Below are 19,514 nucleotides of genomic sequence, written 5' to 3'. Positions count from 1 at the left end.
AGCCCCGAGAACCCCTCGACGACGGAGATCTCGGGCTGGCACGGCCCCTCACGACGTGGCACCGTGGGGAGGGACGCGAAGGAGCCACCATGACGGACACGACGGACGCCGGCGACGGCGCGGAGCAGGGCACGGACCAGGCATCGCTCGAGGACATGCTGCTCGACGAGCAGATCACCGACGTGCTCGACGCAGGCTACGACCCACCGTTCGAGGACACGACGACGCGCTGGGGCTCGACCCCGTGGGAGTCGGGCCAGGACGAGCCGCTCGCACGCAGGCTCGCGCAGGAGCTCCCCGAGGACTCGCGCGAGGGCACCCGGGACGAGGCCCTTGCGGGACGCCTCGTCGCAGCCGACGGAGGCGTGCCGGAGCGTGAGAACGACGTCTACGCGACGTCCGTCGGCTCCGACGGGGGCGCCCTGACCGAGGAGGAGCTCGCGGTGCACGTCGCCACGCAGCAACAGCTCGAGTCCGACGACGCCCGCACAGCGGGCGAGCCCGTCGACGACGCGGACGACGACGCGGACCTCGACGAGCGCGACGAGGGCGACTGACAGGCGCACGCTACCCCTGCCACGGGGGCGCGCTGCGCGCACGTGGCGCCCCGCTCGTCGCTCAGCCAGCGGCGCGGCTCACCGACGGCTTGCTCATCGACGACGCGCTCAGCAGGTCGGCGCTCCCGGGACGACGTTCCCCGACGCGTCGAGCACTTCCTCGTCGAGGCGACGCGCACGTACCCGCTCGGCACGCTCCGCGAGCTCGGCGTCCGGCGGGTAGACGACCTCCTCGAGGACGAGCCCGTGGGGCGCGACGACCGTCGGACCGCCGACGCGTGAGCGTGCCTCGAGCACCTCGCGCGGCCACGACTCCGGGCGCCGCCCCTCCCCCACCGCGAGGGATGCGCCGACGAGCGCACGCACCATGTTGTGGCAGAAGGCGTCCGCACGGACCGACGCGAGAAGAAGGCCGGCCTCGGGGCCGGACGTCTCGCGACGCCACGTGAGCTCCTGGAGCTCCCGGATCGTCGTCGCGCCGGGACGCGGCTTGCAGTAGGACGCGAAGTCACGCAGTCCGGTGAGCGGCGCCATCGCCCGGTCCATCGCCTCGACGTCGAGCGGTCTGCGGTGCCACAGGACGTGGTCGCGCGCGAGGGGGTCGAAACGCGCGGGGTCGTCCGCGACCCGGTACGTGTAGCGACGGGCGAGCGCCCCGAAGCGCGCGTCGAAACCTTCCGGCGCCCGCGCGGCCCTGCGGACAACGACGTCGTTCGGCAGGACGCCAGCAAGACGCGCGACGAGCGCGTTCTCCGGCGCACGTCCCGAACGTCCGGGCAGCGCGTCCCATGCGGCGTCGGGCACGTCGAGGTGCGCGACCTGACCCCGCGCGTGGACGCCAGCATCGGTACGGCCCGCGACGGTGAGGCGCACGTCGTCGAGCCGGAGCACCCGCGCCAGCCCCTCCTCGAGCGTGCCCTGCACGGTGCGGAGCGCAGGCTGGCGGGCCCAGCCCGCGAAGTCGGTGCCACGGTAGGCGAGGTCGAGTCGGACACGGATCACGCCGTCCATCATCGCGCACCGCGCTGCCTCGCCCCACCGGCGGACTACCGTGAACCCATGGCGCACGACCACGGACCGCTCACCCTCACCGTCGACTGCGGGGGCGGCGGGCTCAAGGCCGCGGTCCTCGACGACGCCGGCACCCAGCACGCACCGGCGACACGGGTCCCGACGCCCTACCCGCTGCCTCCCGCGCTGCTCGTCCGCACGATCGTCGGGATCGCCGCATCGCTGCCTGCGGCCGACAGGCTCTCGGTCGGCCTCCCCGGCATGATCCGGCGCGGGGTCGTCGTCGCGACACCCCACTACGTCACCGTCGGCGGCCCCCGCACGCGTGTCGACCCGCGGCTCGTCCAGGCGTGGGACGGCCACGACCTGCGAGCTGCCCTCTCAGACGCGACAGGGCTGCCGACGCTCGTCGTCAACGATGCGGAGCTCCACGGCGCGGGCGTCGTCGCCGGTGTCGGCCTCGAGCTCGTCCTCACGCTCGGCACCGGGCTCGGCTCGGCGCACTTCGACGGCGGCGTCCTTGCGCCGCACCTCGAGCTCTCGCACGCGCCGGTGAGGCGCGGCACGACCTACGACCAGTACCTCGGCGAGCCGGAACGCCGTCGCCTGGGCGACGGCCTGTGGTCACGCCGCGTCCTGCGGGCCGTCGAGGGGCTCGCACCCGTCTTCCGCTGGGACCGGCTCCACGTGGGCGGCGGCAACGCACGTCGCCTCACGCCGACCGTGCTCGAGCGGCTCGGCCCCGAGGTCGTCGTCGTCCCGAACTCCGCGGCCCTCGTCGGGGGTGTCCGTGCGTGGCAGCTCTGGGGGTCGGCGGGCGCCTGAGCGGGGACCTTGTCGAACGGACGTGACGGGCGCCCCGGCGGAAGTCGCGTCGACCGGACCCGCGGACGACTGAGCGGGCGGCGCCGAACCTGCCGGGCACGAGACTGGCCGCGGCCACTCACCTCACTACCTGACCCAGTCCCGCCCCCAGATGCACGAGAGCCCGTGCACCTTGCGGTGCACGGGCTCTCGACGGAGAGACTCAGGCTCAGGCCTTCGTCTCCTCCGCGGTCTCCTCGGCCGAGGCGGCCGACGGCGCCGAGTCGGGCGAGTCCGCCGACTCGGGCGAGTCAGCCGACTTCGCGGACGCCGGGGTGGGGACCTTGGCGGCCTTCTCAGCAGCCTTGGTCGCCTCACGGACGACGGCCTGCTTCGGCGACACGGGCTCGGTCACGAGCTCGATAACGGCCATGGGCGCGTTGTCGCCCTTGCGCGGCGCGATCTTGATGATGCGGGTGTAGCCGCCCTGACGCTCCGCCATCTGCGGTGCCACCTCGGTGAAGAGGATGTGGACGACGGTCTTGTCCGTGAGCGTCCGCAGCACGCGACGACGCGCGGCGAGGTCGCCACGCTTCGCGAAGGTGATGTGACGCTCGACGACGGGACGCAGGCGGCGGGCACGCGACTCGGTCGTCGTGATCTGGCCGTGCGTGATGAGCTGCGAGGCGAGGTTCGCGAGGATCTTGCGCTCGTGCGACGGGCTGCCACCGAGCCGTGCGCCCTTGCTGGGGGTAGGCATTGAAGTTGCTCCTAGAGATGGGTTCGGTCGCCGCGGCGCGCGTCAGGCACCGGGCGGACCACGTCAGTACTGCGCGGAGTCGTAGTCGCCCGCGTCACCGTCGCCGTAGACGCCGGTCTGGTCAAAGTCGACGATCGAGTCCTTGAGAGCGAGGCCGAGACCGGCCAGCTTCTCCTTGACCTCGGTGATCGACTTCGAGCCGAAGTTGCGGATGTCGAGGAGGTCAGCCTCGCTGCGCGACACGAGCTCGCCCACGGTGTGGACGCCCTCACGCTTGAGGCAGTTGTACGAGCGGATCGTCAGCTGGAGCTCCTCGATGGGCAGCGCGAGGTCCTGCGCGAGCGCGGCGTCCGTCGGGGACGGGCCGATCTCGATGCCCTCGGCCTCGACGTTAAGCTCGCGGGCGAGGCCGAAGAGCTCGACCAGCGTCTTGCCGGCGGACGCGAGCGCGTCACGCGGCGAGATCGCGGGCTTCGTCTCGACGTCGACGATGAGCTTGTCGAAGTCCGTGCGCTGCTCGACACGCGTCGCCTCGACCTTGTAGGTCACCTTGAGGACGGGCGAGTAGATCGAGTCGACGGGGATACGACCGATCTCGGCGTCGAACGACTTGTTCTGCGCTGCCGAGACGTAGCCACGGCCACGCTCGACGGTGAGCTCGATCTCGAGCTTGCCCTTCTCGTTGAGGGTCGCGATGTGGAGCTCGGGGTTGTGCACCTCGACGCCCGCCGGCGGGACGATGTCCGCAGCGGTCACCGCACCGGAGCCCTGCTTGCGCAGGTACATGACGACGGGCTCGTCGTTCTCGGACGAGACGACGAGACCCTTGATGTTGAGGATGATCTCGGTGACGTCCTCCTTGACCCCCGGCACCGTGGTGAACTCGTGGAGCACACCGTCGATGCGGATGGAGGTCACGGACGCGCCGGGGATCGACGACAGGAGCGTACGGCGCAGCGAGTTGCCGAGCGTGTAGCCGAAGCCGGGCTCGAGCGGCTCGATGGAGAAGCGCGAACGGTTCTCCGAGATGACCTCTTCGGTCAGCGTGGGGCGCTGTGCGATCAGCACTGGTTCTGTCCTTTCAGTGAGCGTCCGCCATATGACGTCTCACGGATGAAGAGCTGCCTGACGGGTGGACCCGCGAGACAAACGACGTGGTAAGTCGTGTGCCGCACCATGGTGCGGCGCTGCTCCGCCGGGCCGGTCGAGCGACCGGCCCGGCGGTGCGTTGCGCGGATCAGACGCGGCGGCGCTTCGGGGGACGGCACCCGTTGTGAGCCTGGGGCGTGACGTCCTGGATCGAGCCCACCTCGAGGCCTGCGGCCTGGAGCGAGCGGATCGCGGTCTCACGGCCGGAGCCAGGACCCTTGACGAAGACGTCGACCTTCTTCATGCCGTGCTCCTGGGCACGGCGCGCGGCGGCCTCGGCGGCGAGCTGCGCGGCGAAGGGCGTGGACTTGCGGGAGCCCTTGAAGCCGACCTGGCCCGAGGACGCCCACGAGATGACGGCGCCGGTGGGGTCGGTGATCGAGACGATCGTGTTGTTGAACGTCGACTTGATGTGGGCCTGGCCCACGGCGATGTTCTTCTTGTCCTTGCGACGAGGCTTGCGCGCGGCGGACGCGGCACGAGTCTTGGGAGGCATATCCTAAATCTCTCCTGGTTGAGGTCGTCGAACCACGCTGTGACCCGGGGGTCGCTGCGTGGACTGCTGCTAGAGCGTCAGCGGGCCTTCTTCTTGCCGGCCACGGTGCGCTTGGGGCCCTTGCGGGTACGCGCGTTGGTCTTCGTGCGCTGTCCACGCACGGGAAGGCCACGGCGGTGACGCAGGCCCTCGTAGCAGCCGATCTCGACCTTGCGGCGGATGTCGGCAGCCACCTCACGACGAAGGTCACCCTCGAGCTTGAAGTTGCCCTCGAGGTAGTCACGCAGAGCGACGAGCTCTGCCTCGCCGAGGTCCTTGACGCGGACCTCGGGGCTGATGCCGGTCGCGGCAACAGCCTGCTTGGCGCGGGTGCGACCCACGCCGTAGATGTAGGTGAGCGCGATCTCGACCCGCTTCTCGCGGGGGAGGTCGACGCCAACAAGACGTGCCATGTGTTGTGGCTCCTGAAGTGCGTTCGGAGGTCTGCCGCACCACCTCCCCGCCTTCTGCGGGCCCCGGCCTCCGAGCCGAGGGTTCCGTCGGTCCGTGGACCTCAGGTGGTGGTGCGCTGGTGCCCCGTGCCGGGGCGGGTCTGCTCGTACCTACACGTGCAGGCTGGTGCTGATCGTCAGATCAGCCCTGGCGCTGCTTGTGCCGCACGTTCTCGCAGATGACCTGGACGCGACCGTGGCGACGGATCACCTTGCACTTGTCGCAGATCTTCTTGACGCTGGGCTTGACCTTCATCGTGGTTCCTCCGCCCTCGCCCGGCCGCACGCGCCCCGCGGGATGCGCACGTCCGTCCGACGGCAGTGTCTCGGGGACGGGTTACTTGTAGCGGTAGACGATCCGGCCGCGGGACAGGTCGTACGGGCTCAGCTCGACCACCACACGGTCCTCGGGGAGGATCCGGATGTAGTGCTGTCGCATCTTGCCCGAGATGTGCGCGAGGACCTTGTGGCCGTTGGCCAGCTCCACGCGGAACATCGCGTTCGGCAGGGCTTCGACAACGCTGCCCTCGATCTCGATGACGCCGTCCTTCTTCGCCATGTCCTCCGCTGCTCCTGGTTGTTCGTCCCATCCGGACCGGCACCCGGTCGGATGCCTCCAGGCACGGCCCGACCGACGACGTAGCGTCAGGAGGTCCGCACCAGGGATGGTCGGCATGCATGACACATGCCAACGCACCATCCTACGCGATACAGCAAGGATGAGAAAGCCCGGATGTCGTGGGTGCCGTCACACCTCGGGGCGGGCCCCGACGAGGGCCCGCTTCGACGCGGTGGAGCACGATCGAGCGTGCCGCGCCTCAGCCCTGCGGCGGCTCGATGAGGCCGCACTCGACGGCCCGCTGCACGGTCTCGGCCGCGGAGTGCGTCCCCAGCTTGCGATAGATCGAGCGGAGGTGCGTCTTCACGGTGTTCGTCGTGAGGTAGAGCCTGCGGGCGACGGCGCCGAGCGAGTCCGAGGTCGCGAGCGTCTCGAGAACCTCACGCTCACGCTCCGACAGCTCCGCGACGACCCGCGGCGCGGGCAGGATGTCGCCGACACCCCGGGTCTCGAGGTCGTCGAGCGCATCAGCCAGCCCCGGCACGTCCGCGCTCAGCCCGCGCAGGACCTCACGAGGCGTGTACGCGAGGTACTGGACGAGCCCCGACGCCGTGCACGCGGCAAGCGCGTCCCGGGCCGCAGCAGTGGACTCCGCCTCGTGACCGCGCGCGGACTCCGCCGCGGCGAGGACGAGGAGCATCCCGGTCTGCAGGCGTGGCACGGACGGCTCGATGGCAAGACCCTGACGCGCGAGCGCGACGGCGCGGGCGAAGTCGCCGCCGTGGTAGGCGGTGCGCGCCCGGGCGAGGATGAACGCCGGCCCCTGCCCTGCCGCCCGCGCGAGCAGCGACCGCGCCTGGAAGATCCTCCCCTGTGCGAGCAGCAGGTCGATCCGTGCGGACGTCGCGATCGTCCCGACAAGATCGTCCGGGTCGCCTGGGACGTTCCGGGCCGACGACGGCTCGTCGCCCTCGGCGACGGAGTCGCGCTCACCTCGCACCAGGCTCGCGAGGAGGCGCACCGTCCCGACGAGACCCCGGGCCTCGTCGACCACGGCCTCCGCACCGAGGACACCCTCGAGGTCGGGCGACCGCAGGTCGAGCCGGCCGATCGCGACGAGCGCGCGCGTCGCTGCCGCGAACGCCGCGAGCGCAGGCTCGACGTCGAGGACCGCGTGCGCGTCGGCGTCGAGCGTCCCCAGCCACCGCGCCGCCGAGAGGATCTCGCCATGGACGACGTCGACGAGCGCGGCGCCGACCGCCGCACGTGTCCGCAGCCGGACGTCACCAAGCTCGTCGGCGAGGAGGTGCGCGTCCGCGAACGCAACGTGCGCGACGGGCGAGTCACCAGCGACGAGGCGATCGGTCGCCCACTCGCACAGGACGAGCGCAAGCCCGCGACGCACGGTGGGAGCAAGGTCCCGGTAACGCACTGCCGGGTCCTGCGCCCGGACGGTGGGCTCGGCGCCAGCCACCTCGTAGACGCGGTGGAGCAGCGGGGCGAGCGAGCCCGGGGAGGCCGGCGCAGCACCGGGGACGTCCGGACCGGAGCTCCGCACCGCGACGTAGTCACGCAGGACGACGAGGCGTGCGCTGCGCGCGACGACCTCGGCAGGCAGCCGCTCGAGGAGTCCGATCAGCTCGTGCTCCCCGTACCCGACGAGGGCGCGCCAGCCGGTCTCCACGCTCTCGACGAGCTCGTCCCACAGGCGAGCCCGGACGAGGTGGACGACGGCGGCGCCCGTACGGCCGTCCGCAAGGAGCTCGCGTGCGACCGTGCGCGACAGCTCGCTGAAGAGGTCGGGCTGCTCCGTGCGGAGCCGCTGCACGCACTCGCGACGCACCGCCGTGAGGTGCGAATAGACCGCCGTGCCAGCGACGAGCCGGCTCCGGACGAGCCCCGCACCCTGGAGCGCAGAGATACCTGCCTTGACGTCGATTCCCGGGCAGAGCGCCTCAGCCTGCTCGGCCGTGAACTCCGCGAGGAGCGAGGTGCGGAGAACGAGATCGGCGAGACCGGGAGTCGCGAACTCGTCCCACGCGGCGCGAAGGAACCAGCGACCTGCGTCGAGGTCGATCGTCACCTCGTCGCCGCCGTGGTGGGCGACCGCGGTGCCGGCCAGGACGACACGCACGAGTGCGGGCCAGCCGCCAGTGTCCTCGACGAGCTGCGCGGCAGCCTCCCTGCCGAGCGGGAGCCCCTGCTGCGCCGCGAGCGCGGCGACGTCCTCCGCCGTGAGGGCCAGATCCGCAGGCCGCAGAACGCGTGAGTCGACGGTGGCCGACCCGACGACCTCGAGCAGGCCGACCTCACGGGCGCACACGATGAGGTGGAGCTGCTCGGCAGCCTTGACGAGGTCGAGAAGCGCGCTCTCGAGCGCGTGCCCGGCACCGGGCACCTGCTCGAGCCGGTCGACGACGACGACGACGGCTCGGTCGCGGGACAGCAGCAGACGCAGCGCGTCGTCCGAGCCCACGGGGCCGTGCGGCGAGACACTGCCGGGCGTGACCTCGACGAGACGGGCAACGAATTGCGTCCAGAAGGCCGCGACCTGCTCCTCGTGAAGGGCGGGGACAATGTCCGCGCCCAGCCACACGACGTCGAGGTCCTCCTCCTGGAGCGCGCGCAGCCACTGCGCGGCGAGGGTCGACTTCCCGAACCCATGCGGCGCCCGGACGATGGTGAGCGGTTCTGGTCCGCCGACGCCGGAGAGGGCCCTCGCCTGGGGAATCCTGGACGAGTGCGTCCGAGGAAGCCCCCGATAGTTGGACCGTGCGGCCAGCTGGTGCGCCGTGTCGGCGCGCACAGGTACTCCGGTGGTCATTTCAACACGCTCCCCCGAGACGTGACAGATGTGAACCGCCCGGCGGGCGGCTGCGATCACGTTATGCGGGGCACCCCGGGGTGAGCCTGAGTGTGGGCACCCAGAGCGAGGGGTTGGCGAGACGTGATCACGGGTCTCGTGGGCCATTTGACCCACCTAGCACGACAGGCTAGATCCAACACACATAACGCGCATGCCGAGAGGTGCCCAGGAGAGCACCTCTGGGGGATTTCACCCACTCGGGCTCAGGCGGAGGCGATCGAGGCAAGTGGGACGCCCGCGGCCGCGAGCTGGTCCGCTCCCCCGTCGGCCGCTGTGAGGACCCAGAGGCCGTCGTCGAGGACCGCAACCGTGTGCTCCCAGTGGGCGGCACGCGAGCCGTCGTCCGTCACGACGGTCCAGTCGTCCTCGCACACCTGGGTGAAGCGCTCCCCCCGGCTCAGCATCGGCTCGATCGCCACGCACAGCCCCGGTCGTACACGTGCCCCGCGGTCGCGCGAACGGAAGTTCGGCACGTCCGGCGACTGATGCATCGCCGTGCCGATGCCATGGCCGACGTACTCCTCGACGATGCCGTAGACGACGCCGTCCGCTTCGCCTGCTGCGGTGGTCGCGTCGTCGATCGCGGCGCTCACCTCACCGATGCGCGACGCGCCGTGCAGCGCCGCGATACCGGCCCACATCGCGTCGTGTGCTGCCTGGCTCAGCGCGAGGTCGGCAGGATCGGCCTCGTCGAGGACGATCGTCACGGCGGCGTCCCCGTGCCAGCCACGCACGATGGCCCCGCAGTCGACCGAGACAACGTCGCCGGGCTCGAGGATCCGCGACCCGGGGATGCCGTGGACGACCTCGTCGTTCACCGAGATGCAGGCGCTCGCAGGAAAGCCCTGGTAGCCGAGGAACGAGGGTACGGCGCCGGCATCGGCGATGACGGTCGCCGCCACAGCGTCCAGCTCCGCGGTCGTGACGCCCGCTCGCGCGAACTCGCGGACCGCTGCAAGGGCACGTGCGACGACGAGGCCCGCCTCACGCATGAGACGGACCTCGTCCGAGTTCTTGAGCTCGACACGCTCGATCCCGAACATCGACGCTCCCTGGTCGGTTCAGCCGAGGAGAGGCGCGATCGCGGCGACGAGCCGCTGTGTGACCTCGTCGAGCTCGCCGATGCCGTCGACCGCAACGAGAGCGTCCCGCTCGGCGTAAAGACCAGCCACAGGAGCGGTCTGCTCGGCGTAGACCGCGAGACGCGTACGGATGACGTCCTCCGTGTCGTCGACCCGTCCTTCGATCTCTGCGCGCTTGAGAAGGCGCGCCGTGACGATCTCCGGGTCGGCAGTGAGCTCGACCGCTCCGTCGAGCTCGACACCAAGCTCACCGAGGATCACGTCGAGCTCGGCGACCTGCGCGGTGTTCCGCGGGTAGCCGTCGAGCAGGAACCCGTCGGCGACGTCGGCGTCCGCGAGACGGGCGCGCACCATGTCGTTCGTCACCGAGTCAGGGACGAGCTCGCCCCTGTCCGTGTACGACTGCGCGAGCCGGCCCAGCTCGGTCCCGCCCTTGATGTTGGCGCGGAAGATGTCGCCGGTCGAGATGGCGGGGACGCCGAGACGCTCGGAGAGGCGGGCGGCCTGAGTGCCCTTGCCTGCACCCGGTGCGCCGAGGAGGACGAGACGTGCGCTCATCGGAGGAACCCTTCGTAGTGACGCTGCTGGAGCTGAGCGTCGACCTGCTTGACCGTGTCGAGGCCGACGCCGACGATGATGATGATCGACGTGCCGCCGAACGGGATGTTCTCGATGCCCAGGAGGATGAAGACGAACGTCGGGATGAGCGACACGAGCGCGAGGTAGAGAGCACCGACCGTCGTCACACGCGTGATGACGTAGTCGAGGAACTCGGCCGTCGGGCGGCCCGCGCGGATCCCGGGGATGAAACCGCCGTACTTCTTCATGTTGTCCGCGACCTCGTCCGGGTTGAACGTGATCGCGGTGTAGAAGAACGCGAAGAAGATGATCATCACGGTGAAGAGCACGAGGTGCAGCGGCGCGGTGGCCACAGCGAGGTTCTCGCTCACCCACCGGACCCAGCCCTTCTCGGGGTCGCCGAACTGCGCGAGCATCGTCGGCAGCTGGAGGATCGAGGACGCGAAGATCACGGGGATGACGCCCGCGATGTTGATCTTCACCGGGATGTAGGTGCTCGTGCCGCCGTACATGCGCCGCCCGACCATGCGCTTGGCGTACTGCACGTTGATGCGGCGCTGCGACTGCTCGACGAAGACGATGATGGCAACAACCGCGACGACCATGGCGATGAAGATCACGGTGTTGCGGAAGCCGTTGTTGCCACCGGCCACGGAGCTGATGATGCCGGGGAAGCCCGCGGCGATCGAGGTGAAGATCAGCAGCGACATGCCGTTGCCGACGCCGCGCTCGGTGATGAGCTCACCCATCCACATGATGACGCCGGTGCCGGCGGTGAGGGTGAGGATCATGAGTCCCGCGGTCACCCAGGAGTCGTCGACGAGGAGACTCTCGCCGCCACCGAAGAGCTGACCGGTCCGCGCGAGCGTGACGATCGTCGTCGCCTGGAGGATACCGAGGCCGATCGTCAGGTAGCGCGTGTACTGGGTGAGCTTCGTCTGCCCGGACTGGCCCTCCTTGTGCAGCGCCTCGAAGCGCGGGATGACCACGCGCAGCAGCTGGATGATGATGCTCGCGGTGATGTACGGCATGATGCCGAGCGCGAGGATCGACAGCTGGACGAGGGCGCCACCGCTGAAGAGGTTGATCATGTCGAGAAGTGCGTTCTCGCCGGAGGTGAAGGACTGAACCTTCGCGTAGTCGACGCCCGGCGCCGGGATGAACGACCCGACGCGGTAGAGCACCATCATCGCGATCGTGAAGAGCAGCTTCTTCCGCAGGTCGGGTGTGCGGAATGCCCGTCCGAATGCGCCAAACACGAGTTCCTCCTGCCCCGCCGAGCGACGGGAGTCGTGGCACCGCACAGCGATGCTGTCCAGGGCGACCGCGCGGTCGCCCTCGGCACTCTAGCGTGGATCACGCCGGTGCGTTGTCCACGACCGGTCGGGGATTCCCTGCGGGATCACCCGAACGGCTCTGGACGCGGACGAGGCCGGGGGTGCAGTCGCACCACCCGGCCTCGTCGTGAGTTCTCAGGCCTCGGTCACCGAGCCACCCGCGGCAAGGATCTTCTCCTTGGCCGAGGCGGACACGGCGTCGACCGCGACGTTGAGCTTGACCGTGATCTCGCCGGTGCCGAGCACCTTGACGAGCTGCCCCTTGCGGACCGCGCCCTTGGCGACGAGGTCCTCCGCGGTGACGACGCCACCGGCGGGGTAGAGAGCAGCGAGCTTGTCCAGGTTGACGACCTGGTACTCAACACGGAACGGGTTCTTGAAGCCGCGCAGCTTCGGGAGACGCATGTGGAGGGGCATCTGCCCGCCCTCGAAGCGCTCCGGAACCTGGTAGCGGGCCTTCGTGCCCTTGGTACCGCGGCCTGCGGTCTTACCCTTTGACGCCTCGCCACGACCCACACGGGTCTTGGCGGTCTTGGCGCCCGGGGCGGGACGCAGGTGGTGGACCTTGAGAGCCGCGCCCTGCGCGGTCTCCTCGGTCTTCTTGGCCTCGGCCATGATCAGTCGACCTCCTCGACGGTGACGAGGTGCGCCACCGTGGCGACCATGCCGCGGATCTCCGGGCGGTCCTCCTTCACGGCGCTGTCGCCGATCCGCTTGAGGCCCAGAGTGCGCAGCGTGTCACGCTGGTTCTGCTTGCCGCCGATGGCGGACTTCTTCTGGGTCACCTTGAGTCGAGCCATCATGCACCAACCTCAGCAGCCTGGGCCGCCTTGCCGGCAGCCTGTGCACGGAGCAGCGCCGCCGGGGCGACGTGCTCGAGCGGCAGACCGCGACGCGCCGCAACAGCCTCAGGCTGCTCGAGCGCGCGCAGACCGGCCACGGTCGCGTGCACGATGTTGATCGCGTTGGAGGACCCGAGCGACTTCGAGAGCACGTCGTGGATACCCGCGCACTCGAGGACCGCACGCACCGGACCGCCGGCGATGACACCGGTACCCGGGGCGGCGGGGCGCAGGAACACCACGCCCGCCGCAGCCTCGCCGGTCACCGCGTGAGGGATCGTGCCCTGGATGCGGGGGACGCTGAAGAAGTTCTTCTTCGCCTCCTCGACACCCTTGGCGATCGCCGCGGGGACCTCCTTGGCCTTGCCGTAGCCGACGCCGACCGTGCCGTTGCCGTCACCGACGACCACGAGGGCGGTGAAGCTGAAGCGACGACCACCCTTCACGACCTTGGAGACGCGGTTGATGGTGACGACGCGCTCGACGAAGGCGCTCTTCTCGGCCGCGTCGCCGCGGCGGTCGTTGCGACGGCCGTCGCGGTCGCCGCGACGGCGATCGCTCTGCTCGTTGCTGGCGCCGCCCGCAGGGGCGCCCGTGTTGCGCTGCCCAGCAGCCATCAGATCGTCCTCTTCTTCTCGGAGTGGGTACGCGCCGTCACAGGGACAGACCGCCCTCGCGGGCGCCGTCGGCGACCGCTGCGACCCGACCGTGGTACTTGTTGCCACCGCGGTCGAAGACCACGACGTCGATGCCGGCTGCCTTGGCACGCTCGGCGACGAGCTCGCCGACCTTGCGGGCCTTCGCCGACTTGTCGCCGTCGAGCGCACGCACGTCGGCCTCGAGCGTCGAGGCGGACGCGACCGTGCGGCCGAGAGCGTCGTCGACGACCTGAGCCGTCATGTGGCGCGACGAGCGCGTCACCACGAGACGGGGGCGAGCAGCGGTGCCCGAGATCTTCTTGCGGAGGCGCAGGTGACGACGCTTGCGCGCCACCGCCGTGCCCTTGCCCAGAACCTTGATCGCCATGGTCACTTACCAGCCTTTCCGGCCTTGCGGCGGACGTTCTCGCCCGCGTAGCGCACACCCTTGCCCTTGTACGGCTCGGGCTTGCGGATCTTGCGGATGTTCGCCGCGACCTCGCCGACCTGCTGCTTCGAGATGCCCGAGACCGAGAACTTCGTGGGGCTCTCGACCGCGAACGTGATGCCCTCGGGCGCCGAGACGACGACCGGGTGGCTGAACCCGAGTGCGAACTCGAGGTCCGAGCCCTTGGCCGCGACGCGGTAACCCGTGCCGACGATCTCGAGCTTCTTCTCGTAGCCCTCGGTCACGCCGACGACGACGTTCGCGATGAGCGTGCGCGTGAGTCCGTGGAGCGCGCGCGACTCACGGTCGTCCTCACGACGGGTGACGACGATCGCGCCGTCCTCGTCGCGCGCGACCTCGAGCTGGGCGGGGACGACGTGCTCGAGGGAGCCCTTGGGGCCCTTGACGGTCACGAGGGCACCGCTGATGGTGACGTCCACTCCGGCCGGGACCGGGACGGGGATCTTACCGATGCGAGACATGGTTTTCTCTCCTCTCCCGATTACCAGACGTAGGCGAGGACTTCCCCACCCACGCCCTTCTCTGCGGCCTGCTTGTCCGTGAGGAGGCCCGAGGACGTGGAGAGGATCGCCACGCCCAGACCGCCGAGGACCTTCGGCAGGTTGGTGGACTTCGCGTAGACGCGGAGGCCGGGCTTGGAGACCCGGCGGACGCCCGAGAGGGCGCGCTCGCGCGACTGCGAGTACTTCAGCTCGATCGTCAGGGTCTGGCCGACTGCGGCCGCCTCGACGTTCCAGCCCGAGATGTAGCCCTCGCGCTTGAGGATCTCGGCAATGTTCGACTTCAGCTTCGAGTACGGCATGGAGACCGTGTCGTGCTGAGCCCGGTTTGCGTTACGCAGACGCGTCAGCATGTCTGCGATGGGGTCAGTCATCGTCATTGGGCTGTAGCCCTTCCTCGTCGGGGTATCCGAGCCGCCGCGCGTTGGCGCCGGCACGGACCTGCGACGTAGTTGTTACCAGCTGCTCTTCGTGACGCCCGGGAGCTCGCCACGGTGGGCCATCTCACGGACGCACACGCGGCAGAGACCGAACTTGCGGTACACCGAGCGCGGACGACCGCACTTCTGGCACCGGGTGTAGGCGCGGACACCGAACTTGGGCTTGGCGGCCGCCTTGTTGATGAGGGCCTTCTTAGCCATGTCAGTTCTCCTTGAACGGGAAGCCGAGCTGACGGAGGAGCGCACGGCCCTCGTCGTCGGTCTTCGCGGTCGTCACGACGGTGATGTCCATGCCACGGACGCGGTCGATCGCGTCCGGGTCGATCTCGTAGAACATCGACTGCTCGGTGAGGCCGAACGTGTAGTTGCCGTTGCCGTCGAACTGCTTCGGCGAGAGGCCGCGGAAGTCACGGATGCGCGGGAGCGCAACCGAGAGCAGGCGGTCGGCAAACTCCCACATGCGGTCGCCGCGGAGCGTCGCGTGCGCACCGATCGGCATGCCCTCACGGAGCTTGAACTGCGCGATCGACTTGCGCGCCTTCGTCACCTGGGGCTTCTGGCCCGTGATGAGCGTGAGGTCGCGGATGGCGCCCTCGATGAGCTTCGAGTCCTTCGCAGCGTCGCCGACACCCATGTTGACCACGATCTTGGTCAGACGCGGGACCTCGTTGACGTTGCCGTAGGAGAACTGCTCCTGCAGCGCAGGGACGATCTCAGCGGCGTAGCGCGCCTTGAGACGCGGCTTCGTGGTGGTCTCGGTGCTCATCAGATGTCCTTCTCAGCGTCGCCGTGGCCACGGGTCACGCGGACGCGGACGGTCTTGGTGCGACCGTCGCGCTCGACCTGCTCCGTACGGCTGCCCAGGCGCTTGCCGCGCTTGGCGTCAGCGTCGTAGTACTGCACGTTCGAGATGTGGATCGGGGCCTCGACACGCTCGATGCCGCCCGTCGACGCACCGCGCTGGCTCTGGCCGGCCTTGGTGTGCTTCGTGACGACGCCGACGCCCTCGACGATGACGCGGTCAGCGTCCTTGAGGACCTCGAGGACGCGGCCCGTGAGGCCCTTGTCCTTGCCGGCGATGACGACGACCTGGTCGCCCTTCTTGATCTGCGCCATGTCAGATCACCTCCGGTGCGAGCGAGATGATCTTCATGAAGCGCTTGTCGCGCAGCTCACGCCCGACGGGACCGAAGATGCGCGTGCCGCGCGGCTCCCCGTCGTTCTTGAGGATCACGGCCGCGTTCTCGTCGAACTTGATGTAGGAACCGTCGGCGCGGCGGCGCTCCTTGACGGTGCGGACGACGACGGCCTTGACCACGTCACCCTTCTTGACGTTGCCGCCAGGGATCGCGTCCTTGACGGTTGCGACGATGGTGTCGCCGATTCCGGCGTAGCGACGGCCCGAACCACCGAGAACACGGATGCAAAGGATCTCCTTGGCGCCCGTGTTGTCGGCGACACGAAGTCGCGACTCCTGCTGGATCATGTAGTGAACTCCTGTCGTCGAGCTGGTTCTCGCGCTGCGAGCCTTGCCGAACGGATACTTTCCAATGCTGCGGCGAAGCGGAGTCTACCTCCTTGCGGAGGCAGACCCCGCTTCGCCGTCAGACGTGCTACTTGGCCTTCTCCACGATCTCGACCAGACGCCACCTCTTCGAGGCGGACAGCGGACGAGTCTCCATGATGACGACCAGGTCGCCGATGCCCGCCGAGTTCTGCTCGTCGTGGGCCTTGACCTTGCTCGAACGGCGGATGACCTTGCCGTAGAGCGGGTGCTTGACGCGGTCCTCGACCTCGACGACGACGGTCTTGTCCATCTTGTCGGACACGACGTAGCCGCGACGGGTCTTGCGCTGGTTGCGCGCGTCGGTGGTGTTCTCGCTCATCTCAGCCTTCACTCACTCACGCTCGGGGCGGTACGGATGCCGAGCTCACGCTCACGGAGGATCGTGTAGATCCGAGCGATGTCACGGCGGACCGCCTTGAGGCGGCCGTGGGACTCGAGCTGCCCCGTCGCGGACTGGAACCGCAGGTTGAAGAGCTCCTGCTTCGCCTTGTCCAGCTCGGCGGCGAGCGCCTCGTCGGTCATAGCGTCCAGCTCGGTCGTGGCCAGGTCCTTGCTACCGACAGCCATCAGTTGACACCACCCTCGCGCACCACGAAACGGCACTTCATCGGGAGCTTGTGCATCGCACGGCGCATGGCCTCGCGGGCCAGCTCCTCGTCGACGCCAGCCAGCTCGAAGACGATGCGGCCGGGCTTGACGTTGGCGATCCACCACTCGGGCGAACCCTTACCGGAACCCATGCGGGTCTCGGCGGGCTTCTTCGTCAGCGGGCGGTCGGGGTAGATGTTGATCCACACCTTTCCACCACGCTTGATGTGACGCGTCATCGCGATACGAGCGGACTCGATCTGACGGTTGGTCACGTAGGCGGGCTCCAGGGCCTGGATGCCGTACTCGCCGAACGCGATCTGGGTACCGCCCTTGGCAGCACCCGAGCGGCTCGGGTGGTGCTGCTTGCGGTGCTTGAGCCTGCGCGGGATCAGCATGCTCAGGCCTCCGTTCCGGACTCAGCGGCCGCGGGCGCCTCCTGGGCGGGGGCCTCGGCCGAGACGGGGGCGTCGGCGACAGCCGGACGCTCCTGACGACGACCACCACGGGCGGGACGCTCGCCACGGCCACCACGGCCGCGCGGGGCCTGGGAGGCCTGCTCGCGAGCGAACTCCTTCTCCGTCATGTCGCCCTTGTAGATCCACACCTTGACGCCGATGCGACCAAAGGTGGTGCGGGCCTCGAAGAAGCCGTAGTCGATGTTCGCGCGCAGCGTGTGCAGCGGCACACGACCCTCGCGGTAGAACTCCGAACGGCTCATCTCGGCGCCGCCGAGGCGGCCGGAGCACTGGACACGGATGCCCTTGGCGCCGGCGCGCTGCGCGGACTGCATGCCCTTGCGCATCGCACGACGGAAGGAGACGCGGGAAGCAAGCTGCTCCGCGATGCCCTGAGCGACGAGCTGCGCGTCGATCTCGGCGTTCTTCACCTCGAGGATGTTGAGCTGGACCTGCTTGCCCGTGAGCTTCTCGAGCTCGCCGCGGATGCGGTCGGCCTCGGCGCCACGGCGACCGATGACAATGCCCGGGCGCGCCGTGTGGATGTCCACGCGGACGCGGTCACGGGTGCGCTCGATCTCGACCTTGGAGATACCCGCGCGCTCGAGTCCCTGGGACATGAGCTTGCGGATCTGGACGTCCTCGCGGACGTAGTCGCGGTACCGCTGACCGGGCTTCGTCGAGTCGGCGAACCAACGCGACCGGTGGTCGGTGGTAATGCCGAGTCGGTACCCCAGCGGGTGAATCTTCTGTCCCACTAGCGGGCACTTCCCTTCAGGTCACGCGGCTCGACGACCACGGTGATGTGGCTCGTCCGCTTGAGGATGCGGCCGGCACGTCCCTGCGCACGGGGGCGGAAACGCTTGAGCGTCGGGCCCTCGTCGACGAGGATCTGCGTGACGACGAGCGACTCGCGAACGAGACCGCCGTTGTTGACCGCGTTGGCGGCAGCCGACTGGACGACCTTGAGCACGTCGTCCGCAGCGGCCTGCGGGGCGTAGGTCAGCGTGAGGACCGCGTCGGTCACGGACTGGCCGCGGACGAGGTCGGCAACACGACGGACCTTCTGGGGGGTGGCGCGAACGAACCGGGCGATCGCGAAGTCTCCCGCGGCATCGCCGAGCAGGTTGTCCCGCCGGGTGCGCTTGTCAGCGACTGCGCTCATCGCCTTCTACCCTTCTTGTCATCCTTCACGTGCCCCTTGAAGGTGCGCGTGGGGGCGAACTCGCCCAGCTTGTGGCCGACCATCGACTCGGTGACGAACACCGGGACGTGCTTGCGACCGTCGTGAACGGCGAAGGTGTGACCGAGGAAGTCGGGCGTGATGACCGACCGGCGGGACCACGTCTTGATGACGTTCTTCGTCCCGGCCTCGTTCTGGACATCGACCTTCTTCTGAAGGTGTCCGTCGACGAAAGGACCCTTCTTCAGGCTGCGTGGCATCTGTCAGGCTCCTATCAGCGCTTCTTGCCAGTACGACGGCGACGCACGATGAGCTTGTCGCTCGCCTTGTTCGGACGGCGGGTGCGGCCCTCCGGCTGGCCCCAGGGGCTCACCGGGTGACGACCACCGGACGTACGACCCTCACCACCACCGTGGGGGTGGTCGATCGGGTTCATGACCACACCGCGGACGGTCGGGCGAACGCCCTTCCATCGCATACGGCCGGCCTTGCCCCAGTTGATGTTCGACTGCTCGGCGTTGCCGACCTCGCCGACGGTCGCGCGGCAGCGCGCGTCGACGTTGCGGATCTCGCCGGACGGCATGCGCAGCTGCGCGTACGGGCCGTCCTTCGCGACGAGCTGCACCGAGGTGCCGGCCGAACGCGCGATCTTCGCGCCGCCACCAGGACGAAGCTCGATAGCGTGGATGACCGTACCGGTCGGGATGTTGCGCAGCGGCAGGTTGTTGCCGGGCTTGATGTCGGCCGACGGACCGGCCTCGACCGTGTCGCCCTGCGAGAGCTTGTTCGGCGCGATGATGTAGCGCTTCTCGCCGTCCGCGTAGTGAAGGAGCGCGATGCGCGCGGTGCGGTTGGGGTCGTACTCGATGTGAGCGACCTTGGCCGGCACGCCGTCCTTGTCGTGGCGACGGAAGTCGATGACGCGGTAGGCACGCTTGTGGCCACCGCCCTTATGACGCGTCGTGATGCGACCGGTGTTGTTACGGCCACCGGTCTTCGTCAGCGGGCGGACCAGCGACTTCTCCGGCTCCGATCGCGTGATCTCGACGAAGTCCGCGACGCTCGCGCCGCGACGACCCGGCGTCGTCGGCTTGTACTTACGGATTCCCATGGGAACTTGTCCTCAATCTGCTGTTCG

30 protein-coding genes are annotated in these 19,514 nt (G+C 69.2%); 2 read left to right on the top strand and 28 right to left on the bottom strand.

Annotated features, from left to right (window positions below; genetic code table 11):
* Window positions 1-89: 89 nt before the first annotated feature.
* Window positions 90-557 carry a DUF5709 domain-containing protein gene (locus tag IGS67_RS04895; RefSeq protein WP_192278423.1) on the top strand — a complete coding sequence of 156 codons (468 nt, stop codon included), beginning with the start codon at window positions 90-92 and terminating at the stop codon, window positions 555-557.
* 108 nt (window positions 558-665) lie between these two features.
* Here the strand turns inward: IGS67_RS04895 and truA are convergent, their stop codons facing one another.
* Window positions 666-1,568, bottom strand: a complete 903-nt coding sequence (gene truA, locus IGS67_RS04890; RefSeq protein WP_192278421.1) for a tRNA pseudouridine(38-40) synthase TruA — start codon at window positions 1,566-1,568, stop codon at window positions 666-668.
* Window positions 1,569-1,616: 48 nt separating this feature from the next.
* On the opposite strand from truA, the gene IGS67_RS04885 reads away from it, so the two are divergent.
* The gene (locus IGS67_RS04885) at window positions 1,617-2,393 is read left to right on the top strand and encodes an ROK family protein (RefSeq protein WP_192278419.1); all 777 of its coding nucleotides are present in this window, start codon (window positions 1,617-1,619) and stop codon (window positions 2,391-2,393) included.
* A gap of 208 nt (window positions 2,394-2,601) precedes the next feature.
* Here the strand turns inward: IGS67_RS04885 and rplQ are convergent, their stop codons facing one another.
* From rplQ to rplB, 27 genes are all read right to left on the bottom strand, one after another.
* On the bottom strand, window positions 2,602-3,132 hold the full coding sequence (gene rplQ, locus IGS67_RS04880) for a 50S ribosomal protein L17 (protein WP_102509330.1): 531 nt from the start codon (window positions 3,130-3,132) through the stop codon (window positions 2,602-2,604).
* 63 nt (window positions 3,133-3,195) lie between these two features.
* A complete protein-coding gene (locus IGS67_RS04875; protein ID WP_192278417.1) occupies window positions 3,196-4,200 on the bottom strand; it encodes a DNA-directed RNA polymerase subunit alpha in 1,005 nt (334 codons plus the stop codon).
* Window positions 4,201-4,369: 169 nt separating this feature from the next.
* The gene (gene rpsK / locus IGS67_RS04870) at window positions 4,370-4,777 is read right to left on the bottom strand and encodes a 30S ribosomal protein S11 (RefSeq protein WP_102509332.1); all 408 of its coding nucleotides are present in this window, start codon (window positions 4,775-4,777) and stop codon (window positions 4,370-4,372) included.
* Between the two features lie 77 nt (window positions 4,778-4,854).
* A complete protein-coding gene (gene rpsM, locus IGS67_RS04865) occupies window positions 4,855-5,229 on the bottom strand; it encodes a 30S ribosomal protein S13 (RefSeq protein ID WP_192278415.1) in 375 nt (124 codons plus the stop codon).
* Window positions 5,230-5,410: 181 nt separating this feature from the next.
* Entirely contained in the window at window positions 5,411-5,524 is a 114-nt protein-coding gene (rpmJ, locus tag IGS67_RS04860; RefSeq protein WP_098457534.1) for a 50S ribosomal protein L36, read from the bottom strand.
* Between the two features lie 81 nt (window positions 5,525-5,605).
* A complete protein-coding gene (gene infA / locus IGS67_RS04855) occupies window positions 5,606-5,827 on the bottom strand; it encodes a translation initiation factor IF-1 (RefSeq protein ID WP_012867920.1) in 222 nt (73 codons plus the stop codon).
* 259 nt (window positions 5,828-6,086) lie between these two features.
* Entirely contained in the window at window positions 6,087-8,651 is a 2,565-nt protein-coding gene (locus IGS67_RS04850) for a LuxR C-terminal-related transcriptional regulator (protein ID WP_192278413.1), read from the bottom strand.
* Between the two features lie 245 nt (window positions 8,652-8,896).
* A complete protein-coding gene (map, locus tag IGS67_RS04845) occupies window positions 8,897-9,736 on the bottom strand; it encodes a type I methionyl aminopeptidase (RefSeq protein WP_192278411.1) in 840 nt (279 codons plus the stop codon).
* A gap of 18 nt (window positions 9,737-9,754) precedes the next feature.
* The gene (locus IGS67_RS04840) at window positions 9,755-10,333 is read right to left on the bottom strand and encodes an adenylate kinase (RefSeq protein WP_192278409.1); all 579 of its coding nucleotides are present in this window, start codon (window positions 10,331-10,333) and stop codon (window positions 9,755-9,757) included.
* Window positions 10,330-11,613 (bottom strand): preprotein translocase subunit SecY, encoded by a 1,284-nt coding sequence (gene secY / locus IGS67_RS04835; RefSeq protein WP_192278407.1) that lies wholly within the window; start codon window positions 11,611-11,613, stop codon window positions 10,330-10,332. Before secY ends, IGS67_RS04840 begins: the two co-directional genes overlap by 4 nt.
* Window positions 11,614-11,826: 213 nt before the next feature.
* Window positions 11,827-12,306 (bottom strand): 50S ribosomal protein L15, encoded by a 480-nt coding sequence (gene rplO, locus IGS67_RS04830; RefSeq protein ID WP_102509338.1) that lies wholly within the window; start codon window positions 12,304-12,306, stop codon window positions 11,827-11,829.
* A 2-nt stretch (window positions 12,307-12,308) separates the two neighbouring features.
* Window positions 12,309-12,491 carry a 50S ribosomal protein L30 gene (gene rpmD / locus IGS67_RS04825; RefSeq protein WP_102509339.1) on the bottom strand — a complete coding sequence of 61 codons (183 nt, stop codon included), beginning with the start codon at window positions 12,489-12,491 and terminating at the stop codon, window positions 12,309-12,311.
* Window positions 12,491-13,150 carry a 30S ribosomal protein S5 gene (gene rpsE / locus IGS67_RS04820; protein WP_192278405.1) on the bottom strand — a complete coding sequence of 220 codons (660 nt, stop codon included), beginning with the start codon at window positions 13,148-13,150 and terminating at the stop codon, window positions 12,491-12,493. The genes rpmD and rpsE overlap by 1 nt, the downstream gene beginning before the upstream one ends.
* A 37-nt stretch (window positions 13,151-13,187) precedes the next feature.
* A complete protein-coding gene (gene rplR, locus IGS67_RS04815; RefSeq protein ID WP_102509341.1) occupies window positions 13,188-13,559 on the bottom strand; it encodes a 50S ribosomal protein L18 in 372 nt (123 codons plus the stop codon).
* Window positions 13,560-13,561: 2 nt separating this feature from the next.
* Window positions 13,562-14,101 carry a 50S ribosomal protein L6 gene (gene rplF / locus IGS67_RS04810; RefSeq protein ID WP_192278402.1) on the bottom strand — a complete coding sequence of 180 codons (540 nt, stop codon included), beginning with the start codon at window positions 14,099-14,101 and terminating at the stop codon, window positions 13,562-13,564.
* Window positions 14,102-14,121: 20 nt separating this feature from the next.
* Window positions 14,122-14,520, bottom strand: coding sequence for a 30S ribosomal protein S8 (rpsH, locus tag IGS67_RS04805; RefSeq protein ID WP_102509343.1), 399 nt, complete (start codon window positions 14,518-14,520; stop codon window positions 14,122-14,124).
* 75 nt (window positions 14,521-14,595) lie between these two features.
* Window positions 14,596-14,781 (bottom strand): type Z 30S ribosomal protein S14, encoded by a 186-nt coding sequence (locus IGS67_RS04800; RefSeq protein ID WP_102509344.1) that lies wholly within the window; start codon window positions 14,779-14,781, stop codon window positions 14,596-14,598.
* A gap of 1 nt (window position 14,782) precedes the next feature.
* Complete coding sequence (gene rplE, locus IGS67_RS04795; protein ID WP_102509345.1) at window positions 14,783-15,346, bottom strand: 50S ribosomal protein L5; 564 nt, start codon at window positions 15,344-15,346, stop codon at window positions 14,783-14,785.
* Window positions 15,346-15,696 carry a 50S ribosomal protein L24 gene (gene rplX, locus IGS67_RS04790; RefSeq protein WP_102509346.1) on the bottom strand — a complete coding sequence of 117 codons (351 nt, stop codon included), beginning with the start codon at window positions 15,694-15,696 and terminating at the stop codon, window positions 15,346-15,348. Before rplX ends, rplE begins: the two co-directional genes overlap by 1 nt.
* A 1-nt stretch (window position 15,697) precedes the next feature.
* Window positions 15,698-16,066 carry a 50S ribosomal protein L14 gene (gene rplN, locus IGS67_RS04785; RefSeq protein ID WP_102509347.1) on the bottom strand — a complete coding sequence of 123 codons (369 nt, stop codon included), beginning with the start codon at window positions 16,064-16,066 and terminating at the stop codon, window positions 15,698-15,700.
* Between the two features lie 127 nt (window positions 16,067-16,193).
* Window positions 16,194-16,466 (bottom strand): 30S ribosomal protein S17, encoded by a 273-nt coding sequence (gene rpsQ, locus IGS67_RS04780; protein ID WP_102510575.1) that lies wholly within the window; start codon window positions 16,464-16,466, stop codon window positions 16,194-16,196.
* A gap of 8 nt (window positions 16,467-16,474) precedes the next feature.
* The gene (rpmC, locus tag IGS67_RS04775; RefSeq protein ID WP_102509348.1) at window positions 16,475-16,714 is read right to left on the bottom strand and encodes a 50S ribosomal protein L29; all 240 of its coding nucleotides are present in this window, start codon (window positions 16,712-16,714) and stop codon (window positions 16,475-16,477) included.
* Window positions 16,714-17,133 (bottom strand): 50S ribosomal protein L16, encoded by a 420-nt coding sequence (gene rplP, locus IGS67_RS04770; protein ID WP_102509349.1) that lies wholly within the window; start codon window positions 17,131-17,133, stop codon window positions 16,714-16,716. Before rplP ends, rpmC begins: the two co-directional genes overlap by 1 nt.
* Window positions 17,134-17,135: 2 nt before the next feature.
* Window positions 17,136-17,951, bottom strand: a complete 816-nt coding sequence (gene rpsC / locus IGS67_RS04765) for a 30S ribosomal protein S3 (RefSeq protein ID WP_192278400.1) — start codon at window positions 17,949-17,951, stop codon at window positions 17,136-17,138.
* Complete coding sequence (rplV, locus tag IGS67_RS04760) at window positions 17,951-18,358, bottom strand: 50S ribosomal protein L22 (protein WP_192278398.1); 408 nt, start codon at window positions 18,356-18,358, stop codon at window positions 17,951-17,953. Before rplV ends, rpsC begins: the two co-directional genes overlap by 1 nt.
* Window positions 18,355-18,636, bottom strand: coding sequence for a 30S ribosomal protein S19 (rpsS, locus tag IGS67_RS04755; protein ID WP_102509352.1), 282 nt, complete (start codon window positions 18,634-18,636; stop codon window positions 18,355-18,357). Before rpsS ends, rplV begins: the two co-directional genes overlap by 4 nt.
* A 14-nt stretch (window positions 18,637-18,650) precedes the next feature.
* On the bottom strand, window positions 18,651-19,487 hold the full coding sequence (gene rplB, locus IGS67_RS04750; protein ID WP_192278396.1) for a 50S ribosomal protein L2: 837 nt from the start codon (window positions 19,485-19,487) through the stop codon (window positions 18,651-18,653).
* Window positions 19,488-19,514: the final 27 nt, after the last annotated feature.

The sequence above is a fragment of the Flavimobilis rhizosphaerae genome (assembly GCF_014852685.1).
In the GTDB taxonomy this organism is placed as follows: Bacteria; Actinomycetota; Actinomycetes; order Actinomycetales; family Cellulomonadaceae; genus Flavimobilis; species Flavimobilis rhizosphaerae.
Note: the sequence above shows the minus strand (reverse complement) of the source record. Positions and strands in the feature narration are given on the sequence as shown.

Bases quoted from the DNA above. Each gene is read 5' to 3' on its own strand.
- rplB (WP_192278396.1), bottom strand. From the start codon at position 19,487: ATGGGAATCCGTAAGTACAAGCCGACGACGCCGGGTCGTCGCGGCGCG.
- IGS67_RS04850 (WP_192278413.1), bottom strand. From the start codon at position 8,651: ATGACCACCGGAGTACCTGTGCGCGCCGACACGGCGCACCAGCTGGCC.
- infA (WP_012867920.1), bottom strand. From the start codon at position 5,827: ATGGCGAAGAAGGACGGCGTCATCGAGATCGAGGGCAGCGTTGTCGAA.
- rpsM (WP_192278415.1), bottom strand. From the start codon at position 5,229: ATGGCACGTCTTGTTGGCGTCGACCTCCCCCGCGAGAAGCGGGTCGAG.
- rplR (WP_102509341.1), bottom strand. From the start codon at position 13,559: ATGGCGATCAAGGTTCTGGGCAAGGGCACGGCGGTGGCGCGCAAGCGT.
- IGS67_RS04840 (WP_192278409.1), bottom strand. From the start codon at position 10,333: ATGAGCGCACGTCTCGTCCTCCTCGGCGCACCGGGTGCAGGCAAGGGC.
- IGS67_RS04895 (WP_192278423.1), top strand. From the start codon at position 90: ATGACGGACACGACGGACGCCGGCGACGGCGCGGAGCAGGGCACGGAC.
- rplE (WP_102509345.1), bottom strand. From the start codon at position 15,346: ATGAGCACCGAGACCACCACGAAGCCGCGTCTCAAGGCGCGCTACGCC.
- rplQ (WP_102509330.1), bottom strand. From the start codon at position 3,132: ATGCCTACCCCCAGCAAGGGCGCACGGCTCGGTGGCAGCCCGTCGCAC.
- rpsQ (WP_102510575.1), bottom strand. From the start codon at position 16,466: ATGAGCGAGAACACCACCGACGCGCGCAACCAGCGCAAGACCCGTCGC.
- rpmC (WP_102509348.1), bottom strand. From the start codon at position 16,714: ATGGCTGTCGGTAGCAAGGACCTGGCCACGACCGAGCTGGACGCTATG.
- rpmJ (WP_098457534.1), bottom strand. From the start codon at position 5,524: ATGAAGGTCAAGCCCAGCGTCAAGAAGATCTGCGACAAGTGCAAGGTG.
- truA (WP_192278421.1), bottom strand. From the start codon at position 1,568: ATGGACGGCGTGATCCGTGTCCGACTCGACCTCGCCTACCGTGGCACC.
- rpsS (WP_102509352.1), bottom strand. From the start codon at position 18,636: ATGCCACGCAGCCTGAAGAAGGGTCCTTTCGTCGACGGACACCTTCAG.
- rplX (WP_102509346.1), bottom strand. From the start codon at position 15,696: ATGGCGCAGATCAAGAAGGGCGACCAGGTCGTCGTCATCGCCGGCAAG.
- rplV (WP_192278398.1), bottom strand. From the start codon at position 18,358: ATGAGCGCAGTCGCTGACAAGCGCACCCGGCGGGACAACCTGCTCGGC.
- rpmD (WP_102509339.1), bottom strand. From the start codon at position 12,491: ATGGCTCGACTCAAGGTGACCCAGAAGAAGTCCGCCATCGGCGGCAAG.
- rplO (WP_102509338.1), bottom strand. From the start codon at position 12,306: ATGGCCGAGGCCAAGAAGACCGAGGAGACCGCGCAGGGCGCGGCTCTC.
- rplN (WP_102509347.1), bottom strand. From the start codon at position 16,066: ATGATCCAGCAGGAGTCGCGACTTCGTGTCGCCGACAACACGGGCGCC.
- rpsE (WP_192278405.1), bottom strand. From the start codon at position 13,150: ATGGCTGCTGGGCAGCGCAACACGGGCGCCCCTGCGGGCGGCGCCAGC.
- IGS67_RS04800 (WP_102509344.1), bottom strand. From the start codon at position 14,781: ATGGCTAAGAAGGCCCTCATCAACAAGGCGGCCGCCAAGCCCAAGTTC.
- rplF (WP_192278402.1), bottom strand. From the start codon at position 14,101: ATGTCTCGCATCGGTAAGATCCCCGTCCCGGTCCCGGCCGGAGTGGAC.
- rpsK (WP_102509332.1), bottom strand. From the start codon at position 4,777: ATGCCTCCCAAGACTCGTGCCGCGTCCGCCGCGCGCAAGCCTCGTCGC.
- rplP (WP_102509349.1), bottom strand. From the start codon at position 17,133: ATGCTGATCCCGCGCAGGCTCAAGCACCGCAAGCAGCACCACCCGAGC.
- IGS67_RS04885 (WP_192278419.1), top strand. From the start codon at position 1,617: ATGGCGCACGACCACGGACCGCTCACCCTCACCGTCGACTGCGGGGGC.
- rpsH (WP_102509343.1), bottom strand. From the start codon at position 14,520: ATGACGATGACTGACCCCATCGCAGACATGCTGACGCGTCTGCGTAAC.
- map (WP_192278411.1), bottom strand. From the start codon at position 9,736: ATGTTCGGGATCGAGCGTGTCGAGCTCAAGAACTCGGACGAGGTCCGT.